The 17962-nt window shown below is 72.9% G+C and carries 17 protein-coding genes; 6 read left to right on the plus strand and 11 right to left on the minus strand.

Annotated features, from left to right (window positions below):
- Positions 1-17: 17 nt before the first annotated feature.
- Entirely contained in the window at positions 18-1040 is a 1023-nt protein-coding gene (locus ACZ6K0_RS24850; protein WP_469234626.1) for an MDR family NADP-dependent oxidoreductase, read from the minus strand.
- A 132-nt stretch (positions 1041-1172) separates the two neighbouring features.
- On the opposite strand from ACZ6K0_RS24850, the gene ACZ6K0_RS24855 reads away from it, so the two are divergent.
- On the plus strand, positions 1173-1574 hold the full coding sequence (locus tag ACZ6K0_RS24855) for a VOC family protein (RefSeq protein WP_469234625.1): 402 nt from the start codon (positions 1173-1175) through the stop codon (positions 1572-1574).
- A gap of 4 nt (positions 1575-1578) precedes the next feature.
- Here the strand turns inward: ACZ6K0_RS24855 and ACZ6K0_RS24860 are convergent, their stop codons facing one another.
- The 4 genes from ACZ6K0_RS24860 to ACZ6K0_RS24875 all read right to left on the minus strand — a co-directional run bounded on the left by ACZ6K0_RS24860 (position 1579) and on the right by ACZ6K0_RS24875 (position 5780).
- On the minus strand, positions 1579-2760 hold the full coding sequence (locus ACZ6K0_RS24860; protein ID WP_376411379.1) for a methyltransferase: 1182 nt from the start codon (positions 2758-2760) through the stop codon (positions 1579-1581).
- Positions 2761-2877: 117 nt separating this feature from the next.
- Positions 2878-3453 (minus strand): histidine phosphatase family protein, encoded by a 576-nt coding sequence (locus ACZ6K0_RS24865; RefSeq protein ID WP_376411382.1) that lies wholly within the window; start codon positions 3451-3453, stop codon positions 2878-2880.
- 69 nt (positions 3454-3522) lie between these two features.
- Complete coding sequence (locus ACZ6K0_RS24870) at positions 3523-3984, minus strand: GNAT family N-acetyltransferase (RefSeq protein ID WP_469234623.1); 462 nt, start codon at positions 3982-3984, stop codon at positions 3523-3525.
- A gap of 104 nt (positions 3985-4088) precedes the next feature.
- Complete coding sequence (locus ACZ6K0_RS24875; RefSeq protein WP_469234621.1) at positions 4089-5780, minus strand: aminotransferase-like domain-containing protein; 1692 nt, start codon at positions 5778-5780, stop codon at positions 4089-4091.
- On the opposite strand from ACZ6K0_RS24875, the gene ACZ6K0_RS24880 reads away from it, so the two are divergent.
- Positions 5680-6501: a DMT family transporter gene (locus ACZ6K0_RS24880; protein ID WP_469234619.1), complete on the plus strand. Its 822-nt coding sequence runs from the start codon at positions 5680-5682 to the stop codon at positions 6499-6501. The two genes, ACZ6K0_RS24875 and ACZ6K0_RS24880, sit on opposite strands and share 101 nt — an antisense overlap.
- A gap of 83 nt (positions 6502-6584) precedes the next feature.
- The gene (locus ACZ6K0_RS24885; protein WP_376411394.1) at positions 6585-6788 is read left to right on the plus strand and encodes a DUF1918 domain-containing protein; all 204 of its coding nucleotides are present in this window, start codon (positions 6585-6587) and stop codon (positions 6786-6788) included.
- Here the strand turns inward: ACZ6K0_RS24885 and ACZ6K0_RS24890 are convergent.
- Positions 6764-8077, minus strand: a complete 1314-nt coding sequence (locus ACZ6K0_RS24890) for a glycoside hydrolase family 10-like protein (RefSeq protein WP_469234617.1) — start codon at positions 8075-8077, stop codon at positions 6764-6766. The genes ACZ6K0_RS24885 and ACZ6K0_RS24890 overlap by 25 nt on opposite strands.
- A gap of 170 nt (positions 8078-8247) precedes the next feature.
- Between ACZ6K0_RS24890 and ACZ6K0_RS24895 the strand changes: the two genes are divergently transcribed.
- Positions 8248-9108, plus strand: coding sequence for a 3-hydroxybutyryl-CoA dehydrogenase (locus ACZ6K0_RS24895; protein ID WP_376411400.1), 861 nt, complete (start codon positions 8248-8250; stop codon positions 9106-9108).
- Between the two features lie 83 nt (positions 9109-9191).
- Here ACZ6K0_RS24895 and ACZ6K0_RS24900 read toward each other — a convergent pair whose 3' ends face one another.
- The 3 genes from ACZ6K0_RS24900 to ACZ6K0_RS24910 form a co-directional block, all read right to left on the minus strand.
- On the minus strand, positions 9192-9722 hold the full coding sequence (locus tag ACZ6K0_RS24900; RefSeq protein ID WP_376411403.1) for an NUDIX hydrolase: 531 nt from the start codon (positions 9720-9722) through the stop codon (positions 9192-9194).
- Positions 9723-9784: 62 nt separating this feature from the next.
- A complete protein-coding gene (locus ACZ6K0_RS24905) occupies positions 9785-11128 on the minus strand; it encodes a transcriptional regulator (RefSeq protein ID WP_469234614.1) in 1344 nt (447 codons plus the stop codon).
- A 291-nt stretch (positions 11129-11419) separates the two neighbouring features.
- Positions 11420-12487, minus strand: coding sequence for a PP2C family protein-serine/threonine phosphatase (locus ACZ6K0_RS24910; RefSeq protein WP_469234613.1), 1068 nt, complete (start codon positions 12485-12487; stop codon positions 11420-11422).
- Between the two features lie 313 nt (positions 12488-12800).
- Between ACZ6K0_RS24910 and ACZ6K0_RS24915 the strand changes: the two genes are divergently transcribed.
- Together ACZ6K0_RS24915 and ACZ6K0_RS24920 are read left to right on the plus strand one after the other, a co-directional pair.
- A complete protein-coding gene (locus ACZ6K0_RS24915) occupies positions 12801-13382 on the plus strand; it encodes a hypothetical protein (protein ID WP_376411411.1) in 582 nt (193 codons plus the stop codon).
- Positions 13383-13423: 41 nt separating this feature from the next.
- Positions 13424-14149, plus strand: a complete 726-nt coding sequence (locus tag ACZ6K0_RS24920; RefSeq protein WP_376411413.1) for a hypothetical protein — start codon at positions 13424-13426, stop codon at positions 14147-14149.
- An 86-nt stretch (positions 14150-14235) separates the two neighbouring features.
- Here ACZ6K0_RS24920 and pheT read toward each other — a convergent pair whose 3' ends face one another.
- Entirely contained in the window at positions 14236-16764 is a 2529-nt protein-coding gene (gene pheT, locus ACZ6K0_RS24925; RefSeq protein WP_469234610.1) for a phenylalanine--tRNA ligase subunit beta, read from the minus strand.
- Positions 16764-17891 carry a phenylalanine--tRNA ligase subunit alpha gene (pheS, locus tag ACZ6K0_RS24930; RefSeq protein WP_317593859.1) on the minus strand — a complete coding sequence of 376 codons (1128 nt, stop codon included), beginning with the start codon at positions 17889-17891 and terminating at the stop codon, positions 16764-16766. The genes pheT and pheS overlap by 1 nt, the downstream gene beginning before the upstream one ends.
- Positions 17892-17962: the final 71 nt, after the last annotated feature.

Below are 17962 nucleotides of genomic sequence, written 5' to 3' on the forward strand. Positions count from 1 at the left end.
CCCCTTCGCGGCCGCCGTCAGGGCAACTCGACGACGACCGTGCCGAGATGACGCCCCTCCATCACCTCACGCAACGCCTCGGCGGCGCGTTCCATGCCCGCCACCCTGACGTGCGGGAAGGTGATCTCGCCGGCGCGGAGCCAGTCGCCGAAGCGGGTCCGCCACTCCTCCCCCGTCTCCGGGTGGTCGAGGGGGCTGAAGCCGCGCAGTGTGATCCGCTTGAGGATGAGCGGGTACGCGTCGAGCTCCACGCGCGCGCTGGTGCCCGTTCCGCGCGGGTCGAGCTGGCCGGAGAGCGCGCCGACGAGCACGAACCGGGCACCGGGGCGGGCGGCGTCCGCCGCCGCGCTCAGCTGCTCGCCGCCGACGTTGTCGAGGAGTACGTCGATGCCTTCGGGCGCGGCCGCGGCGAGCTGCTCGGCGAAGGGGACGTCCGTGCCCCGGACGACGGCCGCGTCGTAGCCGAGTTCGGCGACGAGCCGCTCGGCCTTGGCGCGCGTCCCGGTGCTGCCGATGACCCGGCCCGCGCCGAGGAGCCGGGCGATCTGTCCGGCCATCGTCCCGACGGCACCGGCGCCGCCGGTCACGAGGACCGTGTCCCCTGCGCGTACCTCCACGCCCCGGGTGAGGGCCGCGTACGCCGTCCAGCCCTGGGAGAGGTGCGCGACCGGGTCGGGCAGCGCCTCGCCGAGGGGGGTGCAGGAGGCGGCCGGCACGCGCGCGTACTCGCGCCAGCCCTGCCAGTGGGAGACGAGGTCCCCGGCCCGCAGGCCCGTGCCGGGAGCCGCCGACACGACCTCTCCGACGGCCGCGCCGAAGAGGGGATCACCCGGGTCGATGCCGGGGAACGGCGCGCCCGGGACCCCTCCCCCGATGAGGGTCCGCAGCGCGGCGGAGACCACGAACCAGCGGTTCCTGACGAGGACTTCGTCCGGAGCGGTCGGCTCGGGGAGCGGGGTGCGGACGAGGTCGAGGTGCTCGGGCCCGGGGAGGCCACTGCCGGGTCGGGTGCGCAGCCGGATCTCGCGGTGGGTGGTCATGAGGCGCTCCGGAGGGAGGGTCGGTCAGGTCGCCGGGACCGTAAACCCTGACCCGCGCGTCAGGGTCAAGTCCGGGGCCGGGGAGGGTGACCCCGGAGGGACTGACGCCCGGGATCCGCCTAGCCTGAAGGCATGATCATCGATGCGCGGACCCATGTACGGATCGCCCGCCCCTCGCGGGACCTCGCCGCCGCCGAGCGGTTCTACGTCGACGGGCTCGGGCTCGACGTGCAGTGGCGGACCACTGCCCGCGAGCCCGGCGAGCACGACCTCCTGATGGTCGGCCCGGCCGGCGGGGGCTGGCATTTCGAGCTGACCCGCGACCCCGACCACCCGGTGGAGCCGGCCCCGACCGTCGAGGACCTGTTCGTCGTCTACCTCGGCGCGCCCGTGGAGGAGCAGCAGATAGAGCGGCTGCTCGCGGCGGGCGGTACGCGCATACCCGCCCACAACCCGTACTGGGACGAGTACGGCGTCACCGTCGCCGACCCCGACGGCTACCAGCTCGTCCTCTGCTCCCGCACCTGGGGCTGACGCCTCAGGCGGTGTCGTCCCGGTCGGGCTGGCGGACGGCCCGGATGACCACGAACTTCGGGTCGCTCGCGACGAGCTCGCTGTTGCCGAAGATGCGGCGGAGGGTCACGTGGTAGCCGAGGTGGCGGTTGCCGACGACCCACAGTTCGCCGCCCGGCCGCAGCGCGCGCCGCGCTTCGGTGAACATGCGGCGGGCCGTGCGGTCGGTGGTGGCCTGGTGGCTGTGGAACGGCGGGTTGTTGAGGACGAGGTCGACCGAGCCGGCGGGCAGGTCCGAGAGCCCGTCGCCGACGAGGAACTCGGCCTTGCGTCCTTCGCCCACGTGGGTGCGGAAGTTCTCCTCGGCCGAGGCGACCGCCTGGTACGACTCGTCGGTGAAGACCAGTTCCGCGTCGGGTTCGTGGAGGGCGATGGCGAGGCCGACCACGCCGTTGCCGCAGCCGAGGTCGGCGACGCGGGCCCGGCCGAGGTCGCCCGGCAGGTTCGCGAGCAGGAAGCGGGTGCCGATGTCGAGGCGGTCCGCGCAGAAGACGCCGGCGTGGTTGGTGACGGTCAGCCCGGGGAGGCCGGGCGCGGGGGTGTCCGCCGGGAGGGCGTACCGGTGCGGCCAGGGGTTCGGGCGCGGGACGAGGCCGGACTCGGGCGTGGTGTGGATCAGCCGGGCCTTCTTCACCGCGAGGGAGGTGCGGGTGGTCCCGAGGATCCGCTCGAAGAGGCGGAGGGTGGAGGTGTGGATGTCCTTGACCATGCCGGTGCCGACGATCACGGTGCCCTCGTGCACGGCGGGTGCGAGCCGGTGCAGCTGGTCCTCCAGGAGCGCGAGGCTCTTGGGGACGCGGACGAGGAGGACGTCGATCCGCTCGGGCGGCGGGTCCTGGGTGGTCAGCAGCCGGACGGCGTCCGGGGCGGCCCCGGCGCGCGCGAGGTTGGCCCGCGTGGCCTGCCGACCGAGGTAGGAGTCGGAGATCTGGACGAGCTCGCCGGTCCCGGCGGCCTGGAGTGCGGTGACGAGGGCTCCCCAGCGGTCGCCGAGGACGGCGACGGTGCCGGACAGGTCGGTACCGCTCTCGGCCAGATGGCCCAGGAGGTACTCGTCGGACGCGTCCCAGGCCCGCAGCGGATCGCGCGGGTCCTCGGGATGACGGGTCAGCGTGAAGGCGCCCCATGACGTGGTCAAACGGTTCATCGTGCCCTCAGGCTAGCCGGTCGCGGCCCCGCGTGCGGACCTACGGAGTCGGCGTCCGCCGGCTGGGGAGGTGCAGGACCGGCCGGGCCGGGACCGCCGGAGGGGGCGGCTCCCAGGTCAGCGGAGGGCCGCGTCGAGGTGGAGGTGCCAGAGGCCGGGGCGGCCGGTGAGGGTGACGGTGGAGAGGGGGCGGACGTCGACGTTCCAGTACGTGGCGGGCGGGGCCTTCAGGGCGTACACGAGTGCGGCCCGGACGACGGAGGGTTCGGCGACGGCGACGATGGAGCAGTCCTCGGCGGGGCGGGTGTCGAGCCAGCCCCCTATGCGGGTGATGAAGGCGAGGAGCGGTTCCCCACCGTGCGGGGCGGCGCGGGCGTCGGTGAGCCAGGCGTCGACGGCGGCCGGTTCGAGGGCGGCGACCTCGGCGAGGGTGAGCCCGCGCCAGCGGCCCATGTCGCACTCGCGCAGCGCGGGCTGGGCGAGCGGCGCGTAGCCGAGGGCGGTGCCGGTGGCGCGGCTGCGCGGGGTCGGGGAGCAGTAGCGGAGTTCGGCCGCGCCGAGCGGGATGAGCGCGGGCGCGGCGACCTGCACCTCGTACCAGCCGGCCTCGTCGAGCGGCCGGTCGTCGTCGAAGCGTTCGGCGAGCAGGGAGGAGCTGCGTGCCGCCGCGACGAGCGTGACCCGAAGACTCATGGCCGCGATCGTGAGGCCGGTGGCCTCCCAGGTCAAGGGGTCATTTCCCGGGACCGGAGGGGCGCCGGGTCACTGCTGCCCGAGAGCCATCCACTTGTCCGGATTCTGCAGTGGCGTGAAACCGACCTTCTCGTACACGCCGTGCGCGTCGGCGGTGGCGAGCAGGATGCGGCGCAGTCCGTGCGGTGCGAGGTGGTCGCGGACGGCGGCCACGAGCGCGGTGCCGAGGCCGGTGCCGCGGGCCTGCGGGTCGACGTAGACGTCGCAGAGCCAGGCGAAGGTGGCGTAGTCGGTGACGATGCGCGCGTACGCGGCCATCTCGCCGCTCTCGCGGTGGTAGGCGCCGAAGTTGAGCGAGCCCGCGATGGCCGCGTCCTGCTTCTCCCGAGGTCGGCCGAGGGCCCAGTAGGCGTCCGTGGAGAGCCAGTGGTGGACGCGGGCCGCGTCGATCCGGGCGGGGTCGGCTGAGATCTCGTACGCCCCGTGCATGACGGTGGCGCCGGAGGGGGCGGATGCGGTGCCGGAATTCATGGCCGCAGCGTCGCAGGGGGCGCGGGAAGTTGTCAGGTGAATTTGCCACGCGGGGGAAGCGTGGTGCGGCCGGTCCGGGCCTCCGCCCGGACCGGGTCCGCGGCTCAGGCCGTGAGTTCGTCGACCGCCGCCCGCAGGCGGCGCACGCCCTCCACGATCTCGATGGGGCCCGCCACACCCGCGAAACTCAGCCGGATGTGTCCGGCGGGGGGTTCGGCGCAGAAGTAGGGGCGGCCGGGGGCGACGGCGACGCCGGCGCGCAGGGCGGTGGCGAGGAGCGCGGCCTCGGGCACGGAGTCGGGGAGGCGGAGCCAGAGGTGGTAGCCGCCGGAGGGGACGCGGGGCAGGGCGAAGTCGGGGAGCTGGAGGGCGACGGCGGTGGTCATGACCTCCCGGCGGTTCCTGAGCTCCTGGGAGACGGCCCGGAGGTGGCGGTGCCAGGCCGGGGAGCCGACGAGTTCGAGGGCGGCCTCCTGGAGGGGCCGGGGGACGAAGAAGCTGTCGACGACCTGGATGGCGCGCAGGCGTTCCAGGACGGGGCCGCGGGCGGCGAGGGCGCCGACGCGCAGGCTCGGCGAGGTGGGCTTGGTCAGCGAGCAGACGTGGACGACGACACCGTCGGGGTCCTCGGCGGCGAGCGTCGCGGGGAGCGGCCCCGCGTCGTCGTGGACGAGGCGGCGGGCGAAGTCGTCCTCGACGACGAAGGCGCCTGCGGCGCGGGCGATGCGGACGACCTCCCGGCGCCGTTCCGGTGGGAGCGCGGTGCCGGTCGGGTTCTGGAAGAGCGGCTGGCAGACGAAGACCCGGGCCCCGGTGGCACGGAAGGCGGCTTCGAGGAGGTCGGGGCGGACCCCGTCGGCGTCGGCCGGTACGGGGACGGGGCGGAGTCCGGCGGCGCGGGCGACGGCGAGCATGCCGGGGTAGGTGGGCGACTCGACGAGCACGGGGGTGCCGGGCGGGGCGAGGGCGCGCAGGGCGGTGGTGATGGCGGACTGGCCGCCCGCGGTGATCAGCACCTCGGCGGCGGTGACGCTGCCGCCGATCTCGCGGGCGAACCACTCGCGCAGCTCGGGCAGGCCGTCGGTGGGCGGCCGGCTCCAGGCCCCGGGGCGGCGGCCCGCCCGGGCGAGGGCGGCGGCGAGGGCCCGCTCGGGCTGGAGGGAGGAGTGGAGGTAGCCGCCGTTGAACTCGATCACTCCGGGCGGCGGCGCGGACAGGGTGACGAGGACGCCGGAGGCGTCGACGGCCCGGGGGACGAGTTCGGTGGCGGTGTCGGCGCTGAGCGCGAGCTCCTGCCAGGAGGTGTCCCCCGCCACGGGGGTGGTGCGCGGCTCGGCACGGAAGGCGCCGGAGCCGGGGCGGGTGACGACGAGCCCTTCGGCGGCGAGCTGGGCGAGGGCTCGGGTGACGGTGACCGGGGAGACGCGGTAGCGCTCGACGAGCGCCCGGCTCGACGGCAGCTTTCCACCAGGTGAGTAGCGGTTGAGCTCCGTCTTCAGGGATTCTGCCAGTTCCGCCACACTGCTACGCTCATGCATGAGACCACAGGATAGCGCTACTGCCACCACCACGATAGCGGTCACGGCCACCGGGGGAAGCACTTCCCCCCGGGCCGGGGGCGCCCCGGACGCCGCGGTCAGCGGCCGGACCGCCCTCGCTCCCCGGAGCAGCGGCACCCTGCTCGCCCTCCTCGGCGTGGTCTCCTTCTCGCTGACCTTCCCGTCGACCGTCTGGGGCCTGGAGAGCTTCGGCCCCTGGTCGCTGGTGGCCGTGCGCTCCACGCTCGCCGCGCTCATCGCCGGTACGTTCCTCCTCGTCGGCCGGGTGCCGCTGCCGGAGCGCCGCCACTGGGCCGGCCTGGCCGTCGTCGCCGGCGGTGTCGTGATCGGCTTCCCGCTCCTGACCACGCTCGCCCTGCAGACCTCCACCACCTCGCACGCCGCCGTCGTCGTGGGCCTGCTGCCGCTCACCACGGCGACGTTCGCCGCGATCCGGACCGGGCGGCGCCCGTCCCGTACCTTCTGGTCCGCCGCGATCTCGGGGGCCGTCGTGGTGATCGCCTTCACGCTCCAGCAGAGCGGCGGCGCGGTGTCCACGGGCGACCTGTACCTCTTCGGGGCGCTGCTCGTGTGCGCCGCCGGCTACACGGAGGGCGGCCGGCTCGCTTCGCTCATGCCGGGCTGGCAGGTCATCGGCTGGGCCCTGGTCCCCTGCCTGCCGCTGATGGCGGTCGCCTCGGCCGTATCGCTGTCCGTCGAGCCGGTCCACCTCACCGCCCACGGCGTCATCGGCCTGGTGTGGGTGGCCGTCGGCTCCACGTTCTTCGGCCTGTACGTCTGGTACCGGGGCATGGCCGAGATCGGCATCCCGAAGGCCAGCCAGCTCCAGCTCGCCCAGCCGCTCCTCACGCTGATCTGGTCGGTCTTCCTGCTCGGCGAGAGCCTGCCGCTCGCCGCCCCGCTCGCCGCCGTCGGGGTGCTCGTCTGCATCGCGGTCACCCAGCGGGCGAAGGGCTGACGCGACGGATCAGGGTGATCCGGGTCACAATGGCAGACAGAGGCCCCGAGTAGGACAGGCGCGTTCGCGAGGAGGTCACCCCGATGCAGGCGAGTGTGGGCGACAAGCTGCTGGTGCACGGCCGCACCGTCGGTCATCACGACCGTACGGCCGAGGTTCTGCAGGTACTGGGGGAGAACGGCACTCCCCCGTACCGCGTGAAATTCGACGACGACGGTCACGAGGCCCTGATGTCGCCGGGCCCCGACACCGTCGTACGCCATCACCCGGAGGCGGAGGCCCGCTGAGCCCCCTCCTTCGGCGGACGGACCCTGGTCGGGTAGTGATCGGCCACCACGGCGGCCATCGCCCCGGCCCGGTCCGTGGCGACCTCCTTCGCCGCGAAGAAGCAGTGCCCGCCGACCGACCCGTACCCGGCGGCGAGCTCCAGGTGGCGTGACAGCTCCTTCGGGTCCTGCCAGGGCGGCGGCTGGGCGGGGTCGCCCGCCTTGTAGAGCGCCTCGCCGATGTACAGGCCGACACCTGTCCCGCGGACGACCGCGTCCCACCAGGGCAGCAGCTTCGCGTAGTCGGCGGCGGGCAGCCCGATGTTCCAGTACAGCTGCGGGACGACGTGGTCGATCCAGCCCTCCCGGATCCAGGTGCGGGTGTCGGCGTACAGGTCGTCGTACGTCTGGACTCCGGCGCGGGTGTCCGAGCCCTCCGGGTCCGTGGCGATGTTCCGCCACACGCCGAAGGGGCTGATCCCGAAGGCCACGGGCTTCCGCTTCCTGGTCTCCCTGATCCGGGCGGACATCTCGGAGACCAGCAGATCGATGTTGTTCCGCCGCCAGGACGCCTTGTCGGGAAAGTCACCGCCGTACCGCGCGTACGCCTCGTCGTCGGCGAAGACCTGCCCGGCCACCGGGTACGGGTAGAAGTAGTCGTCCCAGTGCACGGCGTCGATGTCGTACCGGCTCAGCGCGTCCAGCATCGCGTCCTGGACGAAGCTGCGGACCTCCGGCAGGCCCGGGTTGTAGTACAGCTTCCCGCCGTACGGCAGCACCCAATCGGGATGGATCCGGGCCGGGTGGTCGGCGACGAGCCGGGTCGGATCCGTGTGATTCGCCACGCGGTACGGGTTGAACCAGGCGTGCAGTTCGAGCCCCCGCGCGTGGGCCTCCTCGACGGCCGTGCCCAGCGGGTCCCAGCCCGGGTCGCGGCCCTGCGTACCGGTCAGGCACTGTGCCCACGGCTCGTACGGCGAGGGCCACAGGGCGTCGGCGGTCGGCCGGACCTGGAGGACCACCGTGTTGAGGCGGCGCTCGACGGCCGTGTCGAGGTGGGCGAGGAGCTCGGCGCGCTGTTCCCCGGCGGTGAGGCCGGACCGGGAGGGCCAGTCGCGGTTGGCGACCGTGGCCACCCACATGCCGCGGAACTCGCGCCGCCGGTGCGGCCGCTTCCGGCCCGGGGCCGCGGCGGCGGCCACCGCCGTCTCCCCCGTCGCCACCGCCGTCTCCCCCGCTGTCGCTCCCGTCACCACGAGCGCCGCCCCGGTGGCACCGGCCACGAACCCTCTTCTGCCGATAGGCCGCACTTGTACCCCTCCTCTGTCGGATACGTCACACGCACCCGGACAGCATGCCCGGCCCGGACGATCGATCATCGGTTAATGAGCGGTAACGTCGTGGGGTCGAGGCGGACGCACCGGAATCACACGGGGGCCCGCCGCCAGAGAAGAGCGAAAGGCACGAGGTGACGGACTCCATGGCCGACATTGAGCGCGTCGGAGTGGTGGGTTGCGGCCAGATGGGCGCGGGCATCGCAGAGGTGTGTGCCCGGAGCGGCCTTGAGGTGAAGGTCGCCGAGACCACCGGCGAAGCGCTGGAGCTCGGCCGCACACGGCTCTACAACTCGTTGTCGAAGGCCGCCGAACGCGGCAAGATCAGCGAGGAGGAGCGGGACGCGACGCTCGCGCGCCTCAGCTTCACCACCGACCTGGGCGAGTTCGCCGACCGCGACCTCGTGATCGAGGCGGTCGTGGAGAACGAGCAGGTCAAGACCGAGATCTTCCAGGTGCTCGACCAGGTGATGACCCGGCCCGACGCCATCCTGGCCTCGAACACCTCCTCCATCCCGCTGGTCAAGCTGGCCGTGGCGACCTCCCGCCCCGACCATGTCATCGGCATCCACTTCTTCAACCCGGCCCCGGTGCAGAAGCTCGTCGAGCTGATCCCGGCCCTCACCACCTCCGAGGGCACGATCAGCCGTGCGCAGGCCTTCGCCGAGAAGGCGCTGGGCAAGCACGCGATCCGCGCGCAGGACCGCTCCGGCTTCGTCGTCAACGCCCTGCTCGTGCCGTACCTGCTCTCCGCGATCCGGATGTTCGAGTCGGGCATCGCGAGCCGCGACGACATCGACAACGGCATGGAGTTCGGCTGCGCCCACCCGATGGGCCCGCTGAAGCTCTCCGACCTCATCGGTCTGGACACGATCGCCTCGATCGCCGACTCGATGTACGCCGAGTTCAAGGAGCCGCTGTACGCCGCTCCCCCGCTGCTCCAGCGCATGGTGGACGCGGGCCGGCTCGGCCGGAAGACGGGCTCGGGCTTCTACCCGTACTCCTGATCTCCCCCGAACACCGGACGGCCCGTACACACGCACAGGTACGGGCCGTCCGGCATGTCACGGCGACACTCCTTCCCCGGGCGTCAGCCGAGGCGCAGATGGTGGAGCATGAGCAGCCCGGCGGCCATGTTGGCGGCCGGGATCTCGCCGCGGCGGATCATGTCGGGCACCTGTTTGAGCGGGATCCACGCCCGCCGTGAGGACTCGAACGCGTCCTCGGGCGGACCGGTGTACGTGGCCCGTTCCGCCCAGTAGAGGTGGTGGCGGGCATCGGTGAGGCCGTTCGACGGCTCGACGGTGAGGAGATGGCGCAGCGGCCCCGGCCGCCAGCCGGTCTCCTCCTCCATCTCGCGGGCGGCGGCCTTCTCGATGTCCTCCCCGTCCTCGACGACGCCGGCGGCCAGCTCCCAGCCCCAGCTGTCGGTGATGAAGCGGTGGCGCCAGAGCATCAGGACTTCGTCGGCCTCGTTGACGACGGTCGCGACGGCGACCGGGCGGAGCCGGATCAGATAGTGGTCGAGGTGGCGGCCGTCCGGGAGTTCGACGTCCGCGAGGTTCACCTGGAACCAGCGATTCTCATAGACAGAGCGTTCGCTCAGTTTCGTCCACTGCACGTTCTTGCCACCTTCCGACTGGTCGGTGCTTGTTTGGTGGCAATATCGCAGCAGTTGGCGGTCTACAGGGGAACGCGCAACGCTCCGTCGATGAGAGCCGCCGCGTCCCGGGCGTCGACTCCGCCGCTCGCGAGGAGATGCTCCCGCACCTGCCGCAGCCGGTCCCGCAGCCGCCGCGACTCCATCCCCCGGGCCCGCTCGGTCATCTCCACCGCCGTGCGCGCCGCCCCGTCGGCCTCGCCCCGCCGCAGCTCGATCTGGCACAGCATGGCCAGCCGGTGCACGCGGCCCCGGTCGTGCGAAGGCGTCCGGACCGCCGCCGAGGCGTGCTCGTGGGCCGCAGGAAGATCACCCAGACTGAGCAGGGCCTCCGCGACCTGCACGTTGACGAGTCCCGGCTGGACGTACCCCGTCTCGGCGGGCTCCGCTCCCGGACTGATCCGCTCCGCCTCCGCCTCCGCCCGCCGGATGCAGGCCAGCGCCGCCGCGCCGTCGCCCAGATGCGCGTACGCCTTCGCCTGCATCGCCGTCAGATCGGCGGCGAGCGCCGGGGTGATCTGCCGGCCGGCGGCCCGCAGCGCCGCCTCCGCGAAGGCCACCGCCTGCCGGTACTCCCCCATGAACAGCGACTGGTTGACCAGGAGCGCGATCACATAGGCACCGAGCCCCCGGTCCCCGCTGGCCTTCGCGAGCCGCAGCGCCTGGTGGAAGTAGCGCTGGGCGAGACCGTGCGCGTCCGCGTCGTACGCGCAGATCCCGGCCACCGCCACCAGCCCGCCGGTGGCCCGGTGCAGCCGCCGGCCGAGCGCGTCGCTGTACGCGCCCCGCAGCAGCGGCGCGGTCTCGGTGGTCAGGAAGCCGACGATCCGGGCCCGCGTCGCGATGCCCCCGGCCTTCCGGTACATCTGCTCGTAGTGGGACCTGGCGGCGCTCAGTACGGCGATGTCGGCGGCCGACACCGTGGTGCCCCGGCCGTCGCGGGAGACGTCCACGTCCTCCGGCGGGTTCTCCCACTCCCACACCGGCATCACCGCGGGCGTACCCGTCACGGCCTGCGCTCCGACTATGTGCGGGCGCTGCTGCTCGTCGGAGCGCCACAGGGCCGCGGCGCGCTCGACGAAGCCGGAAAGCGGCGTCCCGAAGGCGGGCGGCGGCCCGCCCGGCACCCCGAGGCCGATGTCGTCCAGCGTCACCTGCCGGTGCAGCCGGGCGGCGAGCACCTCGCAGATCAGGTCGGGCACCTGGCCGCGCGGCCGCTGCCCCTTCAACCAGCGGGCCACGGCGGTGTGTTCGTACCGCAGGGGAATGCCCCGGGCCCGGCCGGCCCGGTTCACGCGGGCGGCGAGCCCGGCGTGGGAGACGCCCGCTTCGTCGAGCAGGGCGTCGAGCAGGGTATTGGGCTGCATGCCCCCTCCGGTCGCTCGGTGAACTCAGCCTAGGGGGTGCCGGACCCGGCCCGTGGCCGATTCCCTACGGGTGATTTCGCACGGGGTGTGAACGAAGTACCCGTTCTTCCGGTCCGCGCACTCTGCCCGGCCCGGACCCGTACCGCTTGACTGTGCTTCTCGCCGCAAGGCGAAGACCGGGCCGCCGGCTCCCCCCTCGTACAGTGCGGCCGCCCGGTCCGCGTCGCCCGCTCCGCTGATCTGCCCGACACTCCGTGGCGGGGCGGGCGACGCCGGCGCCGGCCCCTCCGCTCAACAGTGGGAGGAGGGGGCGGGCCGGGGGCGGCGCAGCCCGGGTTCGGCGGGCTGCGCCGGCACCCGGACACGGTCGTTGCGGACGACGAGGAGCGCGATGTCGTCGGCGAGCCGGCCGCCCGTGTGGTCGAGGAGCTCCGCGTGGACCCGGCGGACCAGCGCCGCGGGCGCCTCGCCGGCCGCACCGGCCAGGGCCGCGTCGAGCGCGAAGAACCGGCCGCGATGGTCGCGGGCCTCCTCCGCCCCGTCGGTGTACAGGACCATCGTCTCGCCGGGAAGCAGCCGGGAACCGGCGTACGGCGCGAGCACGGCGGGCAGCGGAAGGACCCCCAGCGGCGGAAGCGGGTCGCCGAGCGGCAGCCGCTCCACCCGCCGTCCGATGCGGTACGGGCCGGGGTGACCGCAGTTGAGCGCGGAGAGCCGCCCGTCGGCCGCGACCTCCAGGAGCAGCAGGGTCACGAACTCCTCGGCCACCGGATGCTCCGGCTCCACCCCGCTCCGCGCCGGGTGCTCGTCGCGCGCCCGCTCCCGCAGATGCCGTTCGAGTGCCCGCTCCAACCGCCGCAGGACACCGCCGAGTTCCGCTTCGTCATGGGCGGCCTCGCGAAAGCTCCCCAGCACGGCGACCACGGCACCGAGCGCGGCGAGGCCGTGGCCCCGCACGTCCCCGACGACGATCCGCACGCCGTACGGGGTGGCCACCGCCTCGTACAGATCCCCGCCGACGGACGCGCCCCGCGAGGCCGACAACTGCCCGGCGGCGAGGGCCAGTCCGTCGAGCCGCGCCGGGGGCGGCCTGAGCAGCACCTGCTGCGTGGCATCGGCGACGGCCCGCACCCGGGCCAACTCGCGCACGAACCCCCGCCGGACACCGAGGACGAGCCCGGTACCGACGGTGAGGAAGACGACGCTGGTGGCGATCCGCATGGGCAGCCCCGGCTGCCGGGCCAGCGGACAGCCGAACTTCCACACCACGGCCACCGCACCCCAGGCGGTGGGAAGAGCGAGCGGGGCCAGCCGGCGGAGCCGGGAGCCAGCGGAGACCAACGACCTGGAACGGATCATGCACGGCCCTTCCCGAGCCCCGACAGCGCCCGAAGGCCCTGCGGCCCACAGGTCCGCCCCTGCGGCCGCGTCGATTCTGCCGACCGTACGGGCCACGGGGGAACACCCCCCGGCGATCTCACCCGAAGGAGTGAGCACCCCCGGCGCGCCGCCTTTCGCCAGGGCTCCGCCACGCGCACGCGCGGCCGAATACCCGTCCGGCGTGCGACCCGAGGGTCGCTGGGCGGCTGAGCGAGCGAGATGAGGAGCGCGGGCATAATCTGAAGGAGGAAGTCTTGAAGAGGCCCCGTGATCGTCACATGTGAGGCCACTCATGATGAAGTTCCTCAACTCCCCCCGTGTGCTGGCCACGTCGGTCGCGCTCACCGCCGCGTTCGTGTTCGGATCGCTGGGCACCGCGGCTCCGGCCTCCGCCTATGCTCCCGACACGACGGCCGGGCAGCCCGGTCAGGTGGTACTGCCCCAGGTCCAGGTGTCCGACGTCGGCAACACCGCGCAGGACCAGCGACTCACGTTCCACGCCGGCGCCGTGCCTCGGGTGTTCCGCTCTGCTGCCGTTCCGGCCACGGACGCGCAGAACGTCGTGGCCGCCTATGACCTCCAGCGGTGGAACGGCTCTCAATGGGTCGATGTCGCCCACCAGATGCACCGAGGTCAGATCCTCCCCGGCGAGAACGAGATCCCCCTGCCCATGGTCTGGATCCAACCGCCCACGAGCGAGGGCACGTACCGGATCGTGTTCAGTTTCGGCTGGAGCCCGACGAGTGCACCCGGTCGCGTTCTGGGCGAGCAGAGTTGGACGTCCAGCACGGCGGACGACCTCACGTGCGGCGGAATTCTCCGGGCGTGCGAGTCCCGCTCCGGACACATCGTGGTCGGTCCGCTCACTCCCTAGAGCGACCCGGTGCGCGTGGGGGCCCTTCGGAGGGAGGCCTCGTGTTCCGCTCACTCCGCTTCCTCGCCGTCGTCGTGGCAGCCGTTCTCTGCGTGCTCGCTCTGGGCGGCGCCGCCCTCCCGCCCCCGCCCGTGCCGAACCCCGTTGCGTGGATGAGGAGTTTCGACGACGTCTTCAGCCGGGGCACGAGACTCGTGGAGACGTACCGCCCCGGGGAGACGACCGTGCTGACCGAGCTGACCTCGCAGAAGACGAGACTGGACGAACTCTTGTCGGCGGTCCCCGCAGACCCGCCGGAGGCGGTCGTGGCGGCCGTCGTCCGAGGACAGCGGCTGGCGGTCGAGCTGGATGCGATCAACGTGGCGTACGCCGCCGTCGTCCCCGTCGAGGGCACCCCTCTTCGCACATGGGTGCAGCTGCAGCTCGACATGAGGAGGGTGGCGAAAGAAACGATCGAGGACGTGGCGTGCGGCGAGGTGTGGGCCCTGCTCTCCAACGACCAGAAGGAGCGGCTCGGCGTACCCGTCGAAGGGCACGACCACCTGGACAGCGCGCTGGGGACGATCGGGGAGAAGACTCGGGCGAACCTGGCCACGAGCTGGAATCCCGAATTCCTTGACAGGGCCGTCCGTTGGCTCACGTACGCGCAGGGCATCCAGGTGAAGGCCTTCGCGGTGGCGGAGTTCGTCAAGGGCGGCCAGTTCACCTCGACGGACGCGCTGGCCTTCTCCTACTACTTCCACTATTGCGCGAAGCCCCCGGGCTAGGCATCGCCCCCGGCAGCCGGAGAACGGCGGAGGGCCGCCCCGGGAATCCCCGGGGCGGCCCTCCTCGTGCTGCTCTGCCGTGTCGCTCAGGCGCCGCGCAGGACGGCGCCCGTGCGCTCGGCGGCCAGGGCGACCGCCGCGTCGCGGGCCGCGGTGGCCTCGTCGACCGTGAGGGTGCGGTCCGTGGCGCGGAACTTCAGGGCGTACGCCAGGGACTTGGTGCCCTCGTCGAGCTGGTCGCCGGTGTAGACGTCGAACAGGCGGATGGACTCAAGGAGTTCACCCGCGCCCTCGCGGAGGGCGATCTCGACGTCGGCGGACGGGACCTCCGCGGCGACGACCAGGGCGACGTCCTGGGTGGCGACCGGGAAGGAGGAGATACGAGGGGCCTTCAGGGGGCCCTCGTTCGCCTTCTCCAGGAGGTCCAGGTCGATCTCCATCGCGCAGCTGCGGGCCGGAAGACCGAAGGCCTTCACGACGCGCGGGTGGAGCTCGCCGGCGTGGCCGACGAGGACCTTCTCGCCGTCGACCTCGACGTGGAACGCGGCGCAGCGGCCCGGGTGCCACGGGGCGTGCTGGTCGGCGCTGATGATCAGCTCGACCCCGGCCTCGGCGGCCACGCTCCGGCCTGCCTCGACCGCGTCGGCCCAGTCGGACGGACGGCCCTTGCCCCACCAGCCGGCCTGCTCGCGCGCACCGGCGAGGACGACCGCGGCGCGGCGCGGCTGCGCGGGCAGCGCGGCGTTGACCTCGGCGACCTCCTCGTCGGTGGGACGGCGGTCGACGGGCAGCCGGACGGCGACGCCGGGCTGTCCCTCGGGCCGGAAGACGAGACCGGTCTCGAAGAGCGCCAGGTCGTGGCTGCCCCGGCTGTCGTTGCGGCGGAGCGCACCGAGCAGGCCCGGGAGCAGCGTCGTACGGAGCGCGGGCTCCTCGTCCGAGAGCGGGTTGACCAGGGTCACGAGCCGGCGACGGGCGTCATCCGCGTCGAGGCCGAGGTTGTCGAGGGCCTGCTCGCCGATGAACGGGTAGTTCAGCGCCTCGACGTAACCGGCGCCGGCCAGGGCGCGGCCCACGCGGCGGTGGGTGCGCTGGCGCTCGGTGAGCCCGCGGCCGGCCGGGGGCTTCGGCAACGTGGAGGGCAGGTTCTCGTAGCCCTCCAGGCGGATGATCTCTTCGGCGAGGTCGTTCGGCTCGTTGAGGTCGGGGCGCCACGAGGGCACGGTGACGACGAGCTCGTCCTGGCCGTAGACGTCGCAGCCGACCTCCTGGAGGCGGCGGACGACGGTCTCGCGGCCGTAGTCGACGCCCGCGACCTTGTCCGGGTGGTTCGCCGGCAGGGTGATCGTGCGCGGCGCGGACGGGGCGCTGATCTCGGTGACGCCGGCCTCGGCCGTGCCGCCCGCGAGCAGCACGAGGAGGTCGACGGTGCGCTGCGCGGCAGCGGCGGCGGCCTGCGGGTCGACGCCGCGCTCGAAGCGCTTGGACGCCTCGGAGGACAGCTTGTGGCGGCGGGCCGTGCGGGCGATCGAGATCGCGTCGAAGTGCGCGGCCTCGATGACGACCTCGGAGGTGCCGGTGACGAAGCCGGTCTCCGGGTCGGTCACCGGGTCGGCGATCTCCGTGTTGGCGCCGCCCATGACACCGGCGATGCCGATCGGACCGCGGTTGTCGGTGATGACGAGGTCCGCCGCGTCGAGGACGCGGACGGTGCCGTCGAGCGTGGTGATCTTCTCGCCGGCCTCGGCGCGGCGCACCCCGATCGGGCCGTCGAGACGGTTCCGGTCGTAGGCGTGCAGCGGCTGGCCGAGCTCCAGCATGACGTAGTTGGTGACGTCCACGGCCAGCGAGATCGGGCGCATGCCGGCCTTCTGCAGGCGGCGCTGGAGCCAGATCGGGGAGCGCGCCTCGGGTGCAAGGCCGACGACGGTGCGCGCGGTGAAGCGGTCGCAGCCGATCGGGTCGGAGACCTGGACCGGGTAGCCGTACGCGTTCGGCGCGGGCACGTCGAGGAGCGCCGGGTCGCGCAGCGGCAGGCCGTACGCGGTGGCGGTCTCGCGGGCGACGCCGCGCATCGAGAGGCAGTAGCCGCGGTCCGGGGTGACGGCGATGTCGAGGACCTCGTCGTACAGCTCCAGGAGGACCGTGGCGTCGATGCCGATCTCGTACTCCGGCGGGAGCACGATGATGCCGTGCGTGCCGTCGTCGCCCATGCCCAGCTCGTCGCCGGAGCAGATCATGCCGCGGGAGACCCGGCCGTACGTCTTGCGCTCGGCGATCCGGAAGTCACCGGGGAGGACGGCGCCGGGCAGGGCCACGACGACCTTGTCGCCGACGGCGAAGTTCCGGGCGCCGCAGATGATCTCCTGGGGCTCGCCGGTGCCGTTGGCCTGGCCGACGTCGACGGTGCAGAAGCGGATGGGCTTCTTGAACTCCGTCAGTTCCTCGATGGTGAGGACCTTGCCGACCACCAGGGGACCGGTCAGGCCGGTGCCGAGCTGCTCGACGGTCTCGACCTCGAGGCCTGCCGAAATGAGTTTGGCCTGGACGTCTCGGCCGGTCTCCGTCGCCGGCAGGTCGACGTACTCCCGCAGCCAAGAAAGCGGGACCCGCATCAGATCTCCATCCCGAACGGTCGGGTGAACCGGACGTCACCCTCGACCATGTCTCGCATGTCGTCGACGTTGTGGCGGAACATCAGCATCCGCTCGATGCCGAACCCGAAGGCGAATCCGCTGTACTTCTCGGGGTCCACACCGCAGGCGACGAGCACCTTCGGGTTGACCATGCCGCAGCCGCCGAGCTCGATCCAGCCCTCGCTGCCGCAGGTGCGGCAGGGGCGGTCCGGGTTGCCGACGGACTCGCCGCGGCAGACGTAGCAGAGCATGTCCATCTCGGCGGACGGCTCGGTGAAGGGGAAGAAGTTCGGGCGGAGCCGGGTCTTCATGTCCGGGCCGAAGAGCGCCTGGACCATGTGGTCCAGGGTGCCCTTGAGGTCGGCCATGGTCAGGCCCTCGTCGACGGCGAGCAGCTCGATCTGGTGGAAGACCGGGGTGTGCGTGGCGTCGAGCTCGTCGGTGCGGTAGACGCGGCCGGGGCACACGACGTAGACCGGGGGCTCCCGGTCGAGGAGCGTGCGGGCCTGGACCGGCGAGGTGTGCGTGCGCAGGACGACACCGGACTCGTCACCCGTGGTGCCCTCAGGGCCCTGGATGAAGAACGTGTCCTGCATCTGGCGCGCCGGGTGGTCCGGGACGAAGTTGAGGGCGTCGAAGTTGAACCACTCCGCCTCGACCTCGGGGCCCTCGGCGACCTCGTACCCCATGGAGACGAAGACGTCCGCGACGCGCTCCATGAGCGTGGTCAGCGGGTGCCGGGCGCCGGCCGGGACACGGTCGTACGGCAGGGTGACGTCGACGGCCTCCTCGACGAGGACGCGGGCGTCCCGCTCGGCCTCCAGCTCGGTCTGGCGGGCCGCGAGCGCCTTGGAGACGGCGCCGCGGGCCTGGCCCACGACCTTTCCGGCGGCGGCCTTGGCCTGCGGGGGCAGGGCGCCGATCTCGCGGTTGGCGAGCGCCAGCGGCGAGGTGCCGCCGGTGTGCGCGGTCTTCGCGTGCGCGAGTGCGTCGAGGTCGCCAGCGGCCGCGAAGGCGGCGAGCGCCTCGTCCCGCATGCGCTCGATCTCTTCCGGTTTCAAGGCCTCGACCTCGACCGGGTCGTACGACTTATTCGGTGCCGACATCTCTTCCCGTGCTTCCGTTTGGCTGGCTGGGCGCGGCCCCGCTCGACGACAAGGGCGCAAACGTGCCAAAG

The sequence above is a fragment of the Streptomyces sp. NPDC042346 genome (assembly GCF_055581845.1).